The sequence below is a fragment of the Variovorax paradoxus genome (assembly GCF_022009635.1).
In the GTDB taxonomy this organism is placed as follows: Bacteria; Pseudomonadota; Gammaproteobacteria; order Burkholderiales; family Burkholderiaceae_C; genus Variovorax.
Genome location: NZ_CP091716.1, coordinates 3,578,311 through 3,595,116 on the forward strand (window position 1 = coordinate 3,578,311; position 16,806 = coordinate 3,595,116).

Below are 16,806 nucleotides of genomic sequence, written 5' to 3' on the forward strand. Positions count from 1 at the left end.
GGGGAGATCGGGGAGCCCAAGTATCGGACTTCTGATTGATTGCTTCCAATCCATTTTCAAGCATGGATTGATATGCTCAGCATATGAATGAAGCCCTCATCGACCTGCGGGCCTGGCGCCAGTTCGTGGCCGTGGCCGAAGAACTGCATTTCGGCCGCGCCGCGCTGCGCCTGCACATGACGCAGCCGCCGGTGACCCAGGCCATCGCCCAGCTCGAAAAAGCGCTGGGCGTGGTGCTGTTCGACCGCACCCGCCGCCGCGTGGCGCTCACCCCGGCCGGCGAGGCGCTGCTGCCCGACGTGCGCGAACTGCTGGCCCGCGCCCAGGCGCTGCCGGCACGTGCCCGCGCGGCGGCGGCGGGGCAGGTGGGCCGGGTGCGAATCGCCTTCGTCTCGACGGTCGGCTTCGAGCGGCTGCCGGCCTGGGTGCGCGAGTTTCGCGTGCTGTGCCCAGAGGTGGCGCTGGAGCTGGTCGAGGCCACCGGCGACGTGCAGCTCGAAGCCTTCGCGCGCGGCGAGATCGATGCCGGGCTGATGCTGCACTCGCCCGGCGCCGCGCCACCGGGGCTCGCGAGGCTGGCGGTGTCCGAGGAGCCGCTGGTGCTCGCGCTGCCCGAGCGGCATGCGCTGGCGCAAACACCCAGGCTGCTGATGTCCGAGGTGCTGGCCGAACCGCTGGTGATCTTTCCGCGCCGCATCGTGCCTTCGCTGCACGACGCGATCTTCGGCCTGTACCACGCGGCGGGGCGCGTGCCGCAGCTGGGACAGGAGGCGATCCAGATGCAGACCATCGTCAACCTCGTCTCCGGCGGCATCGGCGTGGCCTGGGTGCCCGAGAGCGTCACGCAGTTCCGGCGCGCGGGTGTCGTGTACCGACGTGCCGAGGAATTCGCGCCGGCCGCGCGGCGGCGCAATGCGCCGGTGCTGCCGGCCTGCGAAACAAGCCTGGTGTGGCCCGAGGAGGCGGCCAATCCGGCGCTCGCGCGCTTCATCGCGTTCGTGCGGGAGCGCGGCGGAACTGCCCCTGATGACGCCCAAGAAGAAAGAAGCGCCGTATGAAATTTGCTCCGTTCCTCCGCTGCCTGGCCGGCGCGGTGCTCGTGTTCCATGCCGTGAGCGGCAGCGCGGAGCCATCCGCTGTTCCCCAGTTCAAGGACTACCCGGCCGACGCGCCCTACACCGGCCCCAACAAACCGCTGCTGCTCGACAGCGAGTTCGCCCGGCTCTACCGCACCCGGCTGCGCGAGGCGATCGCCCAAGGCAAACCGGATTTCGCGGGGCGCTACATCGTCACGCGCTGGGGCTGCGGTTCGGGTGGCTGCAATGTCGGCGCGGTGGTCGACGCCTCCACCGGCCGTGCCACGCCCATGCCCGGCGCGTTGATGAGCGTCTATCCGCTGAAGCCGCAGTTCGAGAAGGAAGACGGCCAGGAACTCATCTACCGCAAGTCCAGCCGGCTGCTGGTGCAGGCCGGCGACACGGACAACGCGAACAGCTCCGGCACGGACGTGGTCGAGTTCTACGAGTTCAGCAACGGCAAGTTCAACTTCATCAAGAGCATGCCTTACGGCCGAGCCGCCAGCACGCGGCCCTGACGCGGTCTGCGCGGGCGGGCGGGGGCGGCCTTCGCGGGCGGGTCGAGCGAGTCGGTCAGCAGCGCCTCGAGCCAACCGGCAAAGGCCTGCATGCGGCGCGACAGGTTGCGCCGGTGCGGGTACACCAGTTGCACCGGCAGCGGCTCGGCGCGCGCGTCGGGCAGCACCTCGACCAGCTCGCCGGCCGCGAGATGCTCGCGCACGTCGTACGCCGGGATCTGAATCAACCCCAGCCCGGCCAGCGCGCAGGCGATGTAGGTCTCGGCATTGTTCGCCGCCACCTGGCTGCGCATGCGCAGCGACGCGGTTTCGCTGTTCTCCCGCCATTCCCAGGGGGCTGCGCGCCCGCTGGTGGCCGATGCGTAGTTGACGGCCAGGTGCCGTGTCAGGTCCGCGGGCGCGCGCGGCGTGCCGTGGCGCGCGAGGTAGGCCGGGCTCGCGCAGTTGACGAGCGTGAAGTGCCCGAGCGGCCGCGCCACCAGGCTGCTGCTGGCCAGCGGGCCCACGCGCAGCGCGCAATCGACGCCTTCGAGTACCAGGTCGACCGCGCGGTCGCTGGAGCCCAGCTCCAGCTCGATGCCGGGATGCCGCTCGAAGAAGCCCGGCAGCGCCGGCGCGATCAGCCGCCGCGCGATGCGGCTGGGCACGTCGACCTTGAGCCGTCCGCTCACCTGGCCGTCGGCGGGCAGGAACTGCTGCTCGATGTCTTCCATGTCGGCCACCAGGGCGCGGGCCCGCTCCAGCATCACCTCGCCGTCGGGCGTGAGGCCGACGCGGCGCGTGGTCCGGTGCAGCAGGCGCGAGCCGAGCCGCGTCTCGAGTTGCTGCACGGCGGTGGAGACGGTGGCGCGCGGCAGGCCCAGCCGGTCGGCGGCGCGCGTGAAGCTGCCGGTTTCGGCCACGCGCATGAAAACCTGGAGGAGGTCGATTCGGTCCATTGTTCGCGGATTTTCGAACAGTCTAGCTTTGGATGAGCGATTTATCTGTGAAGGAGCGATCAATAGACTGAAGCCTCCTGTCACTCGTCAACAATCAACCAAGGGATCACGCCATGTCCGCACGCACGCTCAAGAACAAGGTCGCCGTCATTGCCGGTGGCGGCAAGAACCTCGGCGCTCTCATCGGCCACCTGCTGGTCGACGGGGGTGCCCGCGGCATCGCCATCCACTACAACAGCGACGCCTCGCGCGCCGAGGCCGAAGCGACCGCATCCGCCCTCAAGGCCAAGGGCGCCGACACGCTGCTGGTGCAGGGCGATCTCTCGGTGGTCGACAACAACGCCAGTCTGTTCGACCAGGCCGTGAAGCATTTCGGGCAGGTCGACATTGCCGTCAACACCGCCGGCGTCGTCATCAAGAAGCCGATCCTGGACGTCACCGAGGCCGACTACGACAAGAGCTTCGACGCCAACGCCAAGGCCGCCTTCTTCTTCATCCAGCAGGCTGGCCGCACGCTGGCCGACGGCGGCAGCATCGTCACGCTGGTGAGTTCGCTGCTTGCGGCCTACACGCCGTTCTATGCGATCTACCCGGGCTCGAAGGCGGCGGTGGAACACTTCACGCGCGCCGCCTCCAAGGAATTCGGCGAGCGCGGCATCTCGGTCAACGCCATCGGCCCCGGCCCCATGGACACGCCGTTCTTCTACGGCCAGGAAAGCAAGGAGGCCGTGGCGTACCACAGCAGCGCGGCGGCGCTCAGCAAGTTCTCGAAGAAGGGCCTGACCGACATCGAGGACATCGCGCCCATCGTGCGCTTCCTCGTCACCGAAGGCTGGTGGATCACCGGCCAGACCATCTTCGCCAACGGCGGCTACACCACGCGCTGATCCGGCAGGATGCCGCCAGGAGGATCGACGACATGCACACGGTCATGGTGATGGGCGGCGGCTTCGCGCTGCTGGTGGTGTTCCTGCTGGCGGGGCGCTTCATGGGCGACGGCTCCGCGCTGGCCCTGGCCACGGCGGCCAAGTGGTTCATTCCGGCCTGGTTCGTCGGCGCCGGCATCAACATGGCCGTGGGCGTGATCAAGGCGGGGTATTCGGTGGCCGAGGAACTGCCGATCTTCCTGCTGATATTCGCCGTGCCGGCGGTGGTCGCGGGGCTGCTCTGGTGGAAGTTCGGTCGGTAGCTTCGGGCCGAATATCCCCGTCCCGGCCTCGACATTCGGCCGGGGCACAATCTGCGGATGCTCATGTATCCGCAGATCAATCCCATCGCCCTGCAACTGGGGCCAGTGGCCATCCACTGGTACGGCCTGACCTACCTGGCCGCCTTTGCGCTGTTCTATTTTCTCGGCACGCGCCGACTGCGACATGAGCCGTACCGCTCGCTGGTGGGCGCGGGCGCATGGCAGCGCAAGGACATCGAGGACATACTTTTCCTTGGCGTGATGGGCGTCATCGTTGGCGGGCGGCTCGGCTACTGCCTGTTCTACAAGCCCGAGTTCTATCTCACGCATCCGCTCGAAATTCTGTACGTGTGGCAGGGCGGCATGAGCTTCCACGGCGGCCTGCTCGGCGTGATCGGCGCAATGGTGTGGTTCTCGCACTCGCGCGCGCGGCCGTTCTGGCAGGTGATGGACTTCGTCGCGCCCTGCGTGCCGACCGGCCTTGCCGCCGGCCGGGTGGGCAACTTCATCAACGGCGAACTCTGGGGCCGCTTCAGCAGCCCCGACCTGCCCTGGGGCATGGTGTTTCCGCAGAGCGGCTCGATGCTGCCGCGCCATCCGTCGCAGGTCTACCAGTTCCTGCTCGAAGGGCTGTTGCTGTTCGCGATCATGTGGATCTACGCGCGCAAGGAACGCAAGCAGGGGCAGGTGGCCTCCGTGTTCCTCATCGGCTACGGCGCGCTGCGCTTCATTGCCGAGTACTTCCGCGAGCCAGACGACTTCCTGGGCCTGCGGGCGCTCAGCCTGAGCCAGGGCCAATGGCTCAGCGTGCCGATGGTCATTGCCGGCATTGCACTGTGGTTCTGGTTCGGCCGCGGCGGCAAGACGGCCGCCACCGCGCGCGCTTGATCCGGAAGTTCGCAGGGTAAGTCCCAGCCGCGCAGCGGATGCGCGGTCTTGCGCCGCCTCGCGTGCAAGCTCAGAATTACGCGTAATTACAGGAAATTACGCGGTCCGATCCATGCGCCTGGTCCCCAACTCCCTGCACGACGAAGTCGCCGCCACGCTGCGCGAGCAGATCTTCGACGGCACCCTGGCGCCCGGCAGCTTCGTGGACGAGATCGCGCTGTGCGAGCGGCTCTCCATTTCGCGCACGCCGCTGCGCGAGGCGCTCAAGGTGCTCACCGCCGAAGGCCTGCTTCGGCACGAGCCGCGCCGCGGCTGCTTCGTGAGGGAAGTGACGGAGCGCGACCTCGACGAGATCTTCCCGGTCATCGCGCTGCTCGAAGGCCGCTGCGCCTACGAAGCCGCCCGCAACGCCAGCGACGCCGAGCTGCACGAGCTCGACGCGCTGCACGAGCGGCTGGTGCGCCATGCCAAGGCGCGCCGCATCAACGACTACTACGCCACCAACCACCTCATTCACGAGGCGATCATCACGCTCGCCGACAACAAGTGGCTGGCCCAGGTGATCGGCGACCTGCGCAAGATACTGAAGCTCGCGCGCCTGCAGCAGCTGCATGCGCCCGGGCGGCTGGAGCAGAGCCTTTCCGAGCATCTGGCCGTGTTCGCGGCCCTGAAGGCACGCGACAGCGAAGGCGCCGACGCCGCCATGCGCACCCACATGCTGCGCCAGCGCGAGGCACTGCGCGAAGTGATGCGCCACCAGAAATCCAGGGTGATGTCGTGACCATCCCCTCAAGCATTGGAGCTTCCAGATGAGTGCGACCGAATGGTTCCAGGCCCGGCTGCGGTCCGGCGAAGGCTCGAAGGTGCCGGTGGCGCTGGAGAGCACCGCCAGGAGCGCGCCGAAAAACGCCCCCAAGCCCAGCGCGCGTTCCACCGCCGAGCGCCTGCAGGTCACGCTGCGCAAGGCCGACGAGGCCCTGTCGCCGCGCGCCCTGCGCCGCGTGCTGGCCGAACTGCAGGCAGTGATCGATCCGCGCGTGAGCGAGGTCGAGGGCGGGCGCCGCGCCCATGCCATTGCCGTGGCTTACGCCGCCGCCAAGCCCGAGGAGCGCCGCGACTACTGGGCGCTCATGAGCGAGCATTTCGCCGCCGACGCGCAAAAGCTCAAGACCGCCCGCGACCAGCATCAGGCAGCGGTCGGCACGCCCGACGAAGGTCAGGCCGAACTGCGTCTGCGCCGCGCGCTGGTGTCGCCGCGCATGCGCCTCCTGCAGCGCTTCGCGGTCGAGCCCGAGGGCATGCGCTTTCTGGTCGACCTGCGCGCCGACCTGCTGCCGTGCCTGAAAGCCGACAAGCGCCTGATAGCGCTCGACGCCGAGCTGGAGCACCTGTTCTCCACCTGGTTCGACGTGGCCTTCCTGGAGCTGCGCCGCATCGACTGGGATTCGCCGGCCTCGTTGATCGAGAAGCTCATCCGCTACGAGGCGGTGCATGACATCAAGAGCTGGTCCGACGTGAAGAACCGGCTGGACGACAGCGACCGCCGCTGCTATGGCTTCTTCCATCCGCGCCTGCCCAACGAGCCGCTGATCTTCGTCGAGGTGGCGCTGGTCGACCGCATCAGCGACGGCATCACGCCGCTGCTCGACGAAGCCGCCGTGCCGGTGCTGCCGGCCAAGGCCACCACCGCCATCTTCTATTCGATCAGCAACACGCAGAACGGCCTGCGCGGCGTGAGCTTCGGCGACTCGCTCATCAAGCGCGTGGTCGAGACCCTGCAGGACGAACTGCCGCGCCTGAAGACCTTTGCCACGCTGTCGCCGATTCCGGGCTTTCGCACGTGGCTCGCAAAGAACGCCGCCGAGCTGCTGCCGCGGCTCGATGAAAAGCGCGAGGCCGAACTCGGCCGCCTCGTCGGCTCGCTGCCGCCCACCGCGGAGCGCCTGCTTGCCGCCGTGGACGCGGCCACCAGCTTCGAGCCCAAGTCGCCGCTGCGCCAATGGCTCATGCAGGCCGCCGCCGAATACCTGGGCCGCGCGCTGGTCGACGGCACGCCGGCCGACCCGGTGGCGCGCTTCCACCTGGGCAACGGCGCGCGCGTCGAGCGGCTCAACTGGGCGGGTGACCCTTCGCCCAAGGGGCAGAAGCAGTCGTACGGTCTGATGGTCAATTACCTCTACGACCTCAAGCGGCTGGACAAACATCGCACCTGGCTGGCGGACGGCAAGGTGGCAGTGTCGGGAGACATCGAAAGCCTGTTCTTCAAAAAAGGCTGAAGTCCGAAAGAGCGCAGCAACAGCAAGTGCCAGTGCCGGCGCAAGAAACGCCGGCGGCCGCATCGGGCGGCAAAATCCACAACGACAGGAGACGAGACAAATGAGCCACAACTTCCAACGCCGCGACGTCCTGCGCGCGGCCGCCGCCGGAGCAGCCGTGCTTTGCGGGGCCGCGCGCGCCGAGCCGGGCTGGCCCGCCAAGCCGGTGACGATGGTCGTGCCGTTCCCGGCGGGCGGCGGCACCGACGCATTCGCGCGGCCGTTGTCGGGCCAGTTCTCGCGGCTGACGAACCAGTCGCTCATCATCGACAACCGCGGCGGCGCCGGCGGCACGCTGGGCGCCAGCGTCGCATCGAAGGCGTCGGCCGACGGCTACTCGCTCTTCATGGGCGCGGTCCATCACGCAATCGCGCCTTCGGTCTACCCGAAGCTCGACTACGACATCGAGAAAGACTTCGTTCCGCTGATGCTGCTGGCCAACGTGCCGCAGGTGGTGGTGGTCAACCCGAAGCGGGTGCAGGCCACGACCATCAAGGAACTCATCGCGCTGGCCAAGCGCAGCCCCGGGCAGCTCAACTACGGCTCGGCGGGCGCGGGCACCTCGCACCACCTGGCGGGCGAACTGTTCAAGCTGCAGACCGGCACCTTCATCACCCACATTCCGTACCGCGGCGCGGGCCCGGCGCTGGCCGACCTGATCTCGGGCAACGTCGACCTCATGTTCGACGGCCTCGGTTCCTCGGCGCAATACATCAAGAGCGGCCGCATCAAGGCGCTGATGGTGGCCGGCACCAAGCGCAACCCCGCGTTCCCCGACGTACCATGCGCGGCCGAAGTCGGCCTGCCCGACTACACCGTCACCACCTGGTACGGCCTGTGGGCGCCCAGGCGCACCCCGGCCGATGTGCAGCCGCAGATCATCGATGAAATGAAGAAAGTGCTCGCAAGCGACGACATCAAGAACATCTGGGCCCAGAACGGCTCGGAGATCCCGACCCTCACCGGCGCCGCCTACGGCAGCTTCGTGAATTCCGAAATCAAGCGATGGGCGACGGTGGTGAAGGCCTCGGGCGCGAAGATCGAATGAGCATCGGCGAGCAGCAAGGCAGCCAGGTTTCGTTGCGCCGGGAAGGCGCGATCGCTTTCGTCACGCTCTCGAACTCGGGGCGGCTCAATGCGATGACGCGCGCCATGTGGCGCACGCTGCGCGCCGTGTTCGACGACCTGCGTGAGAACGACGAAGGCAACGGCGGCCTGCGCTGCGTCGTCGTGCACGGGGAGGGCGGGGCCTTCTGCGCGGGCGGCGACATTTCCGAATACCCGTCGTTCCGCTTCGAAGAACCCAGCCTGCGCGAATTCCACGAGAACGAGGTGTGGGCCGCGCTGCAGGCCATGCTCGATTGCCCGCTGCCGCTGGTCGCGCAGATCGAAGGCGCCTGCATGGGCGCGGGCATCGAGATCGCGAGCTGCTGCGACATCCGGCTGGCGGGTGCGTCCGCGAAGTTCGGCGCGCCTATTGCCAAGCTGGGCTTTCCGATGGCGCCGCGCGAGGCCGCGCTGGTGCACGGTGCCATCGGCGATGTGCTCGCGCGCGACATGCTGCTGGCCGCCGGCGTGCATGGCGCGCAGCGGCTGTACGACGCGGGCTTCCTGCTGAGCGTGCTGCCCGACAACGAAGTTGCCGCCGCCGCGCGCGACCACGCCACGCGCATCGCGGCGCTCGCGCCACAGACCGCGCGCCTGCACAAGAAAACTTTCTCCGCGCTGCGTGCCGGCGCGCCCTCGGCCCACAGCCTCTTGGCCACGGCCTATGACTATGCCGACTCCCCCGAGCATCGCGAAGGCATCGACGCCTTCCTTGCCAAGCGCAAACCGAATTTCTGAAGTAGTACCTGCCTGATGAAGAAGACCGACAACGCCAACCTGTTCGCCGCCTTGCGCGCGGCCTTTCCCGCCGACCTCGACGCCATCGCCGTCGAGACAGACAGCGGCCTGTTCTATTCGTGGCGCGACGTCGAACGCGCCAGCGCCATGATCGCCAACCTGCTCGAGGCCCTGGGGCTCGAGAAGGGCGCGCGCATCGCGGTGCAGGTGGAGAAGTCGGTCGAGGCGATGCTGCTGTACCTCGCCACCTTGCGCGCCGGCTACGTGTTCCTGCCGCTGAACACCGCCTACCAGAGCGCCGAGATCGAATACTTCATCGGCAATGCAGAGCCGGCCGTGGTGGTGTGTACCAGCCGCAATGCGTCGTGGGTCGCTCCCATTGCCACCGCGGCGGGCACGAAGCACGTCTTCACGCTGGACGACGACCGCACCGGCACGCTGCTGGAGGTGGCCGCGCAATGCAGCGACCGGCACACGCCGGCGCGGCGCAAGGCCGACGACATGGCCGCCATCCTTTACACCAGCGGCACCACCGGCCGCAGCAAGGGCGCGATGCTGTCGCACGGCAACCTGCTGTCGAACGCCGAGGTGCTGAAGGACTACTGGGGCTGGACCGAAGGCGACGTGCTGATCCACGCGCTGCCCATCTTCCACGTGCACGGCCTCTTCGTGGCGCTGCACGGTGCGCTGCTCAACGGCAGCAAGATGCTGTGGTTCTCCAAGTTCGATCCGAAGCGCATCGTGCAGAAGCTGCCCGAGGCCACGGTGTTCATGGGCGTGCCCACGCTGTACGTGCGGCTGCTGGCGGAGCCGGGCCTCACGCGCGAGGCGGTGCGCAACATGCGGCTGTTCATCGCGGGCTCGGCGCCGCTGTTGATCGAGACCTTCGAGGAATGGCGCGAGCGCACCGGCCACACCATCTTGGAGCGCTACGGCATGAGCGAGACCGCCATGCTCACCTCCAACCCCTACAACCCCGCGCAGGGCGAGCGCCGCGGCGGCACCGTCGGCTTCGCGCTGCCGGGCGTGCAACTGCGCGTGCGCGACGACAGCGGCCGCGACTGCACCACCGACGAGATCGGCAACATCGAAGTCAGCGGCCCCAACGTGTTCTCGGGCTACTGGCGCATGCCCGAGAAGACGAAGGAAGAGTTCACCGCCGACGGCTTCTTCAAGACCGGCGACGTGGGCAAGATCGACGGCCTGGGCTACATCACCATCGTCGGGCGCAGCAAGGACCTGATCATCAGCGGCGGCTACAACGTGTACCCGGCCGAGATCGAGGGCTACATCAACGAAATGGCCGGCGTGGCCGAAAGCGCAGTGGTCGGCGTGCCGCACCCCGACTTCGGCGAGGTGGGCGTGGCCATCGTCATTCCCAAGGCGGGCGCCTCGCTGGACGCCGACGCGATCGTGGCCGACCTGAAGTCCAAGCTCGCGAACTTCAAGATCCCGAAGCGCTGCTTCGTGGTGCCGGAGCTGCCGCGCAACACGATGGGCAAGGTGCAGAAGGCGCTGCTGCGCGCGGAGCACAAGGCCTTGTTCGCCGCCTAGGCGGCGGGCTCGGCCTTGGCGTCGGTGCGCTGGAACACGATGTCCGCCACCGCCGGTTCGAAGGGCGCGGCGATGCGGTCGATGCGGCCTTCGCGATCGTAGAGAAAGGTCAGCGCCAGCTCGTCGGGGTGGAACTCGGCGGGCCGGTGCGGCGTGTGGAACACGTCGTAGTGCCAGTGCGCGAGCGGGCCCGAGAAGGTGCGCCAGCGCCAGGCCAGGCCCTCGGCTTCCCGCGCAATCTCGATGCGTCCGTAGGCCGGGTGCGCATAGACGCCGACGTACTCGTCCAGCGCATGGCTGGGCTGCGTGTCCTTGCGACGTTTGTCTTCGCGGGTGGCGCGCTCTGATTTCTGCTGCTCTACGAACTCGCGGCGCTTCGGCTGGAGGCGCGCGAACCAGTCGACCGGTTCGCGGCCGCTCACGTGGTCGAGCACGGCGTAGGTCAGTATCGAGGTGACCGTGCTCGGTGCCCGGTTGGTCAGCACCACCACGGCGGTGCGGCGTTCGGGCACGACCGTCATCAGCGTGCCCCAGCCGAGCCATGAGCCCGAGTGCGCGTACGTGCGGTCGCCGCGGTAGTTCTCGCAGAACAGGCCGAAGCCGTAGTGCGAATCGCCGATCTCGGCGTGTTCCGACCGGCCCATGTGCACATGCGGCGTGCACATCTCGCGCAGCGATTTCGCCGACAGCAGTTGCGCGCCGTTCACCTTGCCTTCGTCCAGAAGGAAGCGCGCCCATTTCGCGATGTCGGCCAGCGAGACATTCATGCCGCCGCCGGCCGTGGTGCGAATGGGCCACAGCGGAGAAGGCACGCATTCGTCACCGACCATTGCATGCGGCCGCGCTGCGTTGTCCGCGGCTTCGAGCGCCTCGATGGTGAAGCCGAAGTCCTTGAAGCCCAACGGCTTCAGCAGCCGCTCGGTGGTGAAGTCTTCCCAGCGCTGGCCGCTGATGCGTTCCGTGACCATGCCGGCCACCATGTAGCCCAGGTTCGAGTACTGGAAGGTATCGCGCAGTTCGCGGCTTGGTGCGAGGTGGCGCAGCAGTGGCAGCATCTGCGCGCCGCCGAGGTCGCCGGGCATGTGCACCCAGTCGTGGCGCGGCAGGCCGCTGCGGTGGCACAGCAGGTCGCGCACGGTGAGGCGTTCGGTCGCGAGCGCGTCGTGCAGGCGGAACTCGGGAATCACCTCGCGCACCGGGCGGTTCCATTCGAGCCTGCCTTCGTCGATCAGCAGGCCGAGGCCCGCGGCGGTCAACGACTTGGTGATCGAGCACAGCAGGAACTGCGTCTCGGGCGTCACGGGCTCGGCACCGCGCATGTCGCGCACGCCGTAGCCCTTCTGGTGCACCAGCTCGCCGTCGCGCACCACCGCGAGCGCGAGGCCCGGAATCTTCCACTCGCGCATCGAGGCTTCGACCAGCCTCTCGAGATCGCTCCACATGTCGGGTCCTTGCCTCGGGAATAGGGCTGGGCATCCTAAGGCATCCGGCATCGAACAGAGTTCAGGCCAGCCCGTTCATCAGCCCGCTGCGCGCGTGGCAGTTGATGTATTCGTAGCTCTGCTCGTCGGCCTTCAGCACCGACACCTCGTGGTACACGCGCAGCTGCAGCTGGAAGTTCAGCGCCTGCACGTAGCGCATGAAGCTGCCGAAGATCGCGACGTGCGTCGGATGCGACTCGGCCCAGCGTTCCATGTCGGCCAGCGAGCGCCACCAGCTCAGGCCAAAGGACTTCTGCAGCGGCTTGCCGTGCGTGTCGAGGTTGTGCATGTAGCGGTTGCTGTAGCAGCCGATGCCCAGTCCCTGGTCGCGCAGGAAGTCCATGCCTTCGCGCAGCACCGGCTCCATGTCGTCGATGTAGAGCGTGCGCTCCTGGCCGGTGGTGTCGGTCCATTCCTGGCCGGAGCGGATCATCGCGATGTTCTCGTGGCCCGAGATTCGCACGCGCTGCCCCGGAGCCGGCGCACCGGCGATCACCGCGCGTGTGCCTGACGGCACCATGGCGTCGGTCTGCGAGAGTGGGATGCGGTCGCGCATCGATCCCCAGTAGCCGTGCTCCTGCAGCTCGCCGCTGATCTCGCCCATCACCACGCCGACCCCTTCGAAGCGATCGGGCGTGTTGAACATGGTCTCGAAGTGCGCGACGCGCGGCGAGGCAATTTCGCGAAAATAGCCGAGACCTTCTGATAGCCTTTCTTCCGAACGCCACCAGGCGTCGACCTGGGGCGTGGCGCTCCAGCGTGCATGGGCCGCGGCGTCACTCCAGTAGGCGATGGCGATCATGTTGTCGAAACCGTCGGCATCGACGTAGTGCGCCAGGTCGTGGTGGCCCGGGCCGTCGGGCAGGGCGAAGTCGCGCGCGATCCTCATCAGCGCGGCGCAGGCGCGGCCCTGCATGTCCGCGCCGCGCGACTGCACGCCGAAGTAGCCCATCACGACCTGCGTCGTCGTGGTCGGTGCGCGGGCCGACCATACGGGGTAGGGCGGCGTGTAGTCGTCTTCCACGCGGCGGTGGCGCGTGCGTGGGCACTTCAGGTGTTCGGCAATGGCGGATTCCATGGCGCGGTTCCTTGTCGGCTGGCGCTCAGGCCTCGACCGGCTCGGCCACGCTGGCCTCGGGCACCGGCGCAAGCACCACCACCACGGGCTCGCGGCGCGTCTTGTTCAGCAGCAGCTGCGTGGCGTCGGGGCGCGAGTAGTGGCCGCTCGGGTCGGCCGCGGCCTTGGCGAGCGAGATCATGCCCAGGTCGATGTCGGCGATGACCAGGCCTTCTTCGTCTTCGGCCAGGGGCGTGCCCAGCGGCGAACCGTCGGGTCCGTAGATGCGCGCATGGCCGCCGCCGACCCCCAGCATCTGCTGCTTGCCGGCGTCGGTGCACATCAGCTCGCTCATCGCCTTCGACACCGTGGCGCAGGGCGCTATCACGAAGCAGCTGCCCTCGGCCGCATACACCTGGCTCGCGGCGTTGTTGACCTCGTGGCCCAGCGCATAGGCGGCGCCGCGGTAGAGAGAGAAGCTCGGCCACGCGCCGCAGTGGATCTGCTCGTTCTGCGAATACATCGCGTACTTGCTCAACGGCTGCAGATGTTCCCAGCAGCACAGCGAGCCGATGTTGCCGATGGGCGTGGGCACCACGTGCAGGTCGGAGCCGTCGCCCTCGCCGAACACGGTGCGTTCCACGTGCGTGGGCTTGAGCTTGCGGCGGGTCTGCACGGTGTTGCCCTGGTCGTCGATCAAAGCCTGCGCGATGTAGAGGCTGCCCGCGGCCTTCTCGCTGTAGCCGAAGGACAGCCAGATCCTGTGCTTGCGCGCCGCGGCCTTCAGGCGCTCGAACTCGGGCGAGCCGACGACCAGCGAGTTGTCGTGGTAGCGCTGCACGAACTGCATGCCCCACGCCGGCGAGTCGAGCCAGATCCACCAGGGATAGCCCGGCACCCAGGTCTCGGGAAAGGCGATGAGCTGCACGCCCTGTTTGGCGGCCTGCGCCATCAGCTCGATGGTCTTGTCGATGGTGGCGTCGAGGTCGAGGAACACGGGCGCGGCCTGCACGGCGGCAACGCGCAGCTTGGGGTGGACGGTGGTCGGCATGGTGGGTCTCCAGGTGCAAGGAAGGTAAGGAATCGCAGGCCAAGCGCACCGGGTTTGCGCTGTGGCATACGGGTTGCTTGAAGCGTAAATTCGCGGCGCCGAAACGGCTTGACCCGGATTGGCGGCGTTCTTGTTCCAGCGTTGCATGCCCTGTTCTTGGCCTCCTGCAGGCCTTCCGAGGAATTCCGATGACCCAGTTGCTCAGCACCGACGCCGTCTCGCGCGACCAGCGGCTCGCCTACTGGACCGACATGATCTGCAACGTCTACGTGCAGCTCGAGTGCGACGCCGTGCAGCAGTCAGGCACGGGCAACTTCGAGGGCAGCATCCGCCAGCACACGCTGCCGAGCCTCGACATGTCGGTGGTCACCTCGGGCCCCCAGAAGGTGATGCGCACGCCGGGCCACATCGCGCATTCGAGCGACGACTATTTCCTCGTGAGCATCCAGGCGCGCGGCCAGGGCGTGGTGCGCCAGGACGGCCGCGACGCCGTGCTGTCGGCCGGCGACTTCGCGCTGTACGACAGTACGCGGCCCTACGAGCTGCTGTTCGAGGAGTCGTTCGAGCAGATCGTGCTCAAGCTGCCCGGCGACCGCCTGCGCGGCGAGTTGCGGGATACGGAGGCGCTGACGGCCACCACGGTGTCGGGCCGCGAAGGCGCGGGCCACCTGCTGCTGGGCATGATCCGCACGCTGCGCGAGGATATCGACACGCTGCAGCCCGCGTCGGCGCTGGCCGTGGCGCACGGAGTGCAGAGCATCCTGGTGGCGGGGCTGCAGACGCTGCCTGCCGCGCGCGCACCGGCGCTCAGCAACCTCACGGCCTACCACCTGGCGCGGGTGAAGCGGCTCATCGACGAGCAACTGGCCGATCCGATGCTGTCGGTGGGCACCCTGGCCGCGCAGCTGGGCGTGTCGGTGAGCCACATTCACCGCGTGTTCAAGAGCGAGCCGCTCACGCCCTCGCAGTACATCTGGGAGCGCCGGCTCGAGGCCTGCAGCCGCGACCTGCTGGAGCCGCGCCTGGCGGGGCGGCCGGTGGCCGAGATTGCCTATGGCCGCGGCTTCAACGACGCGGCGCATTTCAGCCGCGCGTTTCGCGAGCGCTTCGGTTGCTCGCCGCGAGCCTGGCGGCAGCAGCGGGTGCAGTGAGTGGCGGGCAGCGGGCCGGCGGTCAGCCGTGCAGGCCCTTCCAGAGCATGTAGGCCGCCAGCACATACAGGATGCTCGCGAACACGCGCTTGAGCTTCTTCACCGGCAGGCTGTGCGCGGCCCTGGCGCCCAGCGGCGCCGTGAGCACGCTGCACGCGGCGATCACCGCGAGCGCGGGCAGCCAGATGTAGCCGAAGGAACCGGCCGGCAAGCCTTCGACCGACTGGCCGCTGATCACGTAGCCCGCCACGTTGGCTACCGCGATCGGAAAGCCCAGCGCGGCGCTGGTGGCGACGGCGTTGTGGATGGCGACGTTGCACCAGGTCATGAAGGGCACGCTGATGAAGCCCCCGCCCGCGCCCACCAGCCCCGAGATGAAGCCGATGGCGCCACCCGCCGCGAGCTGGCCGCCCGTGCCGGGCATCTGCCGCGTCGGCTTGGGTTTCTTGTCCAGGAACATCTGCGTGGCCGAGAAGCCCACGAACAGCGCGAACACGATGGCCAGGGCCGTGCCCTTGAGCAGCGCGAACACGCCCAGGCTGCCCGCGAGGCTGCCGATGACGATACCGGGCGCGAGCCGTTTCACGATGTCCCAGCGCACCGCGCCGCGCTTGTGGTGCGCGCGCACGCTCGACACCGAGGTGAAGATGATGGTGGCCATGGAGGTCGCGATGGCGATCTTCACCGCCAGGTCGGCCGGCACGCCGCGGTGGCCCATGATGATCGTGATGAACGGCACCATCATCATGCCGCCGCCGATGCCCAGGAGGCCCGCGAGAAAACCGGTGCCGAGACCGAGTGCCGCGAGTTCGGCGATGAGCAGGGGGTCGAGCAGGGCGGCGATGTTCACGGTGGCGTAGGCGAAGGAAAAAGAAAGCGCTTGCGCAAAAAGCAGCGGCCCCGTGCAACTGGTGCAGGGGGCCGCGGCGGGAAAAGGTGTCTGCAGATGATGTGCCGGACCCGCATCCTGAACCAGGGTTCAGGTGGGCGAGGGCAGCAAGACTTCGGGTTCATCTGACGCGAGATGATCACGCCCGTCTAGCGATGTACCAAGCCCGGCTCCGGAGAGCATTGGAACAAGGAAATATTAAGCCCGACACGTCTGCAGACAGTTCGGATTTTACGCCTGCCTGCCCGTGTCCGACGAAATCATTCAGAGCAAATGTCCATCGCCGGCCAGGGCCTGATCGAGTCTTTGAATGAGCTGGGCGGCCTTCGGGTCGGTTTCTGTTGTATCGGCGGCGGTGCTTGCTGCCTCGGCGGGAGGTACTGCCGCGGGCGCGGCTGCAGTGGCGGCTTGCTGCGCGGCCAGATCGAAGGCCAGATTCAGCGACGCCAGCACCGCGATGCGGTCGCGGGCCTTGACTTTTCCTGCATCGCGGATCTTGCACATGGCCGCGTCCACGCGTTCGACGGCTTCGCGCAACTGCGCCTCGCCGCCATCGGGACAGCCGAGCAGATAGCTCTGACCCATGATCTGTACTTCAATCTGCTTCATGCGGAGGGGTCTTGGGGAGGTGGTTCAGCCGGCAGCCGTTCGAGCAGCGCGTCGAGGCGCGTGCGGGCCGCGGCGAGCCGCGACTTCAGGGCGTCGCGTTCACGCGTGAGCGCATCGACCTGTTCCTGCAGCAACTCGTTGGTGCGCTGCACCTCTTCGTGACGCACGAGCAGGCGTTCGACACGCTCGGCGATCTGGTCGATGGGGCTGGATGCGGGCATGGTTGGCGATTGTAGTTTCCCTGG

The 16,806-nt window shown here is 67.9% G+C and carries 18 protein-coding genes; 11 read left to right on the forward strand and 7 right to left on the reverse strand.

Annotated features, from left to right (window positions below; all coding sequences use genetic code 11):
- The first annotated feature begins 83 nt into the window (after positions 1-83).
- A complete protein-coding gene (locus L3V85_RS16615; protein ID WP_237680154.1) occupies positions 84-1,058 on the forward strand; it encodes a LysR family transcriptional regulator in 975 nt (324 codons plus the stop codon).
- Positions 1,055-1,594 (forward strand): hypothetical protein, encoded by a 540-nt coding sequence (locus tag L3V85_RS16620; protein WP_237680155.1) that lies wholly within the window; start codon positions 1,055-1,057, stop codon positions 1,592-1,594. Before L3V85_RS16615 ends, L3V85_RS16620 begins: the two co-directional genes overlap by 4 nt.
- Here L3V85_RS16620 and L3V85_RS16625 read toward each other — a convergent pair.
- The gene (locus tag L3V85_RS16625; protein ID WP_237680156.1) at positions 1,564-2,532 is read right to left on the reverse strand and encodes a LysR family transcriptional regulator; all 969 of its coding nucleotides are present in this window, start codon (positions 2,530-2,532) and stop codon (positions 1,564-1,566) included. The genes L3V85_RS16620 and L3V85_RS16625 overlap by 31 nt on opposite strands.
- Positions 2,533-2,645: 113 nt before the next feature.
- On the opposite strand from L3V85_RS16625, the gene L3V85_RS16630 reads away from it, so the two are divergent.
- The 8 genes from L3V85_RS16630 (at position 2,646) to L3V85_RS16665 (ending at position 10,323) form a co-directional block, all read left to right on the forward strand.
- Positions 2,646-3,419: an SDR family oxidoreductase gene (locus tag L3V85_RS16630; protein ID WP_237680157.1), complete on the forward strand. Its 774-nt coding sequence runs from the start codon at positions 2,646-2,648 to the stop codon at positions 3,417-3,419.
- 32 nt (positions 3,420-3,451) lie between these two features.
- Positions 3,452-3,721: a hypothetical protein gene (locus tag L3V85_RS16635; protein WP_237680158.1), complete on the forward strand. Its 270-nt coding sequence runs from the start codon at positions 3,452-3,454 to the stop codon at positions 3,719-3,721.
- Positions 3,722-3,778: 57 nt separating this feature from the next.
- Positions 3,779-4,609, forward strand: a complete 831-nt coding sequence (lgt, locus tag L3V85_RS16640; RefSeq protein WP_237680159.1) for a prolipoprotein diacylglyceryl transferase — start codon at positions 3,779-3,781, stop codon at positions 4,607-4,609.
- 112 nt (positions 4,610-4,721) lie between these two features.
- Entirely contained in the window at positions 4,722-5,390 is a 669-nt protein-coding gene (locus L3V85_RS16645) for a GntR family transcriptional regulator (protein ID WP_237680160.1), read from the forward strand.
- Positions 5,391-5,418: 28 nt separating this feature from the next.
- The gene (locus L3V85_RS16650; RefSeq protein ID WP_237680161.1) at positions 5,419-6,885 is read left to right on the forward strand and encodes a malonyl-CoA decarboxylase; all 1,467 of its coding nucleotides are present in this window, start codon (positions 5,419-5,421) and stop codon (positions 6,883-6,885) included.
- A gap of 100 nt (positions 6,886-6,985) precedes the next feature.
- On the forward strand, positions 6,986-7,972 hold the full coding sequence (locus tag L3V85_RS16655; protein WP_237680162.1) for a Bug family tripartite tricarboxylate transporter substrate binding protein: 987 nt from the start codon (positions 6,986-6,988) through the stop codon (positions 7,970-7,972).
- Positions 7,969-8,769, forward strand: coding sequence for an enoyl-CoA hydratase/isomerase family protein (locus L3V85_RS16660; RefSeq protein WP_237680163.1), 801 nt, complete (start codon positions 7,969-7,971; stop codon positions 8,767-8,769). Before L3V85_RS16655 ends, L3V85_RS16660 begins: the two co-directional genes overlap by 4 nt.
- Positions 8,770-8,784: 15 nt before the next feature.
- The gene (locus L3V85_RS16665; RefSeq protein WP_237680164.1) at positions 8,785-10,323 is read left to right on the forward strand and encodes a malonate--CoA ligase; all 1,539 of its coding nucleotides are present in this window, start codon (positions 8,785-8,787) and stop codon (positions 10,321-10,323) included.
- Here the strand turns inward: L3V85_RS16665 and L3V85_RS16670 are convergent.
- The 3 genes from L3V85_RS16670 to L3V85_RS16680 all read right to left on the reverse strand — a co-directional run bounded on the left by L3V85_RS16670 (position 10,320) and on the right by L3V85_RS16680 (position 13,912).
- Positions 10,320-11,765 (reverse strand): serine hydrolase, encoded by a 1,446-nt coding sequence (locus L3V85_RS16670; RefSeq protein WP_237680165.1) that lies wholly within the window; start codon positions 11,763-11,765, stop codon positions 10,320-10,322. The genes L3V85_RS16665 and L3V85_RS16670 overlap by 4 nt on opposite strands.
- A gap of 61 nt (positions 11,766-11,826) precedes the next feature.
- Positions 11,827-12,882, reverse strand: coding sequence for a phenylacetaldoxime dehydratase family protein (locus L3V85_RS16675; RefSeq protein ID WP_237680166.1), 1,056 nt, complete (start codon positions 12,880-12,882; stop codon positions 11,827-11,829).
- Positions 12,883-12,907: 25 nt separating this feature from the next.
- Positions 12,908-13,912 carry a carbon-nitrogen hydrolase family protein gene (locus tag L3V85_RS16680; RefSeq protein ID WP_237680167.1) on the reverse strand — a complete coding sequence of 335 codons (1,005 nt, stop codon included), beginning with the start codon at positions 13,910-13,912 and terminating at the stop codon, positions 12,908-12,910.
- A 188-nt stretch (positions 13,913-14,100) separates the two neighbouring features.
- Here L3V85_RS16680 and L3V85_RS16685 point away from each other — a divergent pair, with 188 nt between their 5' ends.
- Entirely contained in the window at positions 14,101-15,063 is a 963-nt protein-coding gene (locus L3V85_RS16685; protein WP_237680168.1) for a helix-turn-helix domain-containing protein, read from the forward strand.
- A gap of 22 nt (positions 15,064-15,085) precedes the next feature.
- Here L3V85_RS16685 and L3V85_RS16690 read toward each other — a convergent pair whose 3' ends face one another.
- The 3 genes from L3V85_RS16690 to L3V85_RS16700 form a co-directional block, all read right to left on the reverse strand.
- Positions 15,086-15,907, reverse strand: a complete 822-nt coding sequence (locus tag L3V85_RS16690; protein WP_237680577.1) for a sulfite exporter TauE/SafE family protein — start codon at positions 15,905-15,907, stop codon at positions 15,086-15,088.
- A 309-nt stretch (positions 15,908-16,216) separates the two neighbouring features.
- The gene (locus L3V85_RS16695; protein ID WP_237680169.1) at positions 16,217-16,561 is read right to left on the reverse strand and encodes a cell division protein ZapA; all 345 of its coding nucleotides are present in this window, start codon (positions 16,559-16,561) and stop codon (positions 16,217-16,219) included.
- Positions 16,558-16,782: a DUF904 domain-containing protein gene (locus L3V85_RS16700; RefSeq protein WP_081270851.1), complete on the reverse strand. Its 225-nt coding sequence runs from the start codon at positions 16,780-16,782 to the stop codon at positions 16,558-16,560. The genes L3V85_RS16695 and L3V85_RS16700 overlap by 4 nt, the downstream gene beginning before the upstream one ends.
- Positions 16,783-16,806 lie beyond the last annotated feature (24 nt).

Coding starts and splice junctions, on each gene's coding strand:
- L3V85_RS16615 (WP_237680154.1), top strand. CDS start 84: ATGAATGAAGCCCTCATCGACCTGCGGGCCTGGCGCCAGTTCGTGGCC.
- L3V85_RS16620 (WP_237680155.1), top strand. CDS start 1,055: ATGAAATTTGCTCCGTTCCTCCGCTGCCTGGCCGGCGCGGTGCTCGTG.
- L3V85_RS16625 (WP_237680156.1), bottom strand. CDS start 2,532: ATGGACCGAATCGACCTCCTCCAGGTTTTCATGCGCGTGGCCGAAACC.
- L3V85_RS16630 (WP_237680157.1), top strand. CDS start 2,646: ATGTCCGCACGCACGCTCAAGAACAAGGTCGCCGTCATTGCCGGTGGC.
- L3V85_RS16635 (WP_237680158.1), top strand. CDS start 3,452: ATGCACACGGTCATGGTGATGGGCGGCGGCTTCGCGCTGCTGGTGGTG.
- lgt (WP_237680159.1), top strand. CDS start 3,779: ATGCTCATGTATCCGCAGATCAATCCCATCGCCCTGCAACTGGGGCCA.
- L3V85_RS16645 (WP_237680160.1), top strand. CDS start 4,722: ATGCGCCTGGTCCCCAACTCCCTGCACGACGAAGTCGCCGCCACGCTG.
- L3V85_RS16650 (WP_237680161.1), top strand. CDS start 5,419: ATGAGTGCGACCGAATGGTTCCAGGCCCGGCTGCGGTCCGGCGAAGGC.
- L3V85_RS16655 (WP_237680162.1), top strand. CDS start 6,986: ATGAGCCACAACTTCCAACGCCGCGACGTCCTGCGCGCGGCCGCCGCC.
- L3V85_RS16660 (WP_237680163.1), top strand. CDS start 7,969: ATGAGCATCGGCGAGCAGCAAGGCAGCCAGGTTTCGTTGCGCCGGGAA.
- L3V85_RS16665 (WP_237680164.1), top strand. CDS start 8,785: ATGAAGAAGACCGACAACGCCAACCTGTTCGCCGCCTTGCGCGCGGCC.
- L3V85_RS16670 (WP_237680165.1), bottom strand. CDS start 11,765: ATGTGGAGCGATCTCGAGAGGCTGGTCGAAGCCTCGATGCGCGAGTGG.
- L3V85_RS16675 (WP_237680166.1), bottom strand. CDS start 12,882: ATGGAATCCGCCATTGCCGAACACCTGAAGTGCCCACGCACGCGCCAC.
- L3V85_RS16680 (WP_237680167.1), bottom strand. CDS start 13,912: ATGCCGACCACCGTCCACCCCAAGCTGCGCGTTGCCGCCGTGCAGGCC.
- L3V85_RS16685 (WP_237680168.1), top strand. CDS start 14,101: ATGACCCAGTTGCTCAGCACCGACGCCGTCTCGCGCGACCAGCGGCTC.
- L3V85_RS16695 (WP_237680169.1), bottom strand. CDS start 16,561: ATGAAGCAGATTGAAGTACAGATCATGGGTCAGAGCTATCTGCTCGGC.
- L3V85_RS16700 (WP_081270851.1), bottom strand. CDS start 16,782: ATGCCCGCATCCAGCCCCATCGACCAGATCGCCGAGCGTGTCGAACGC.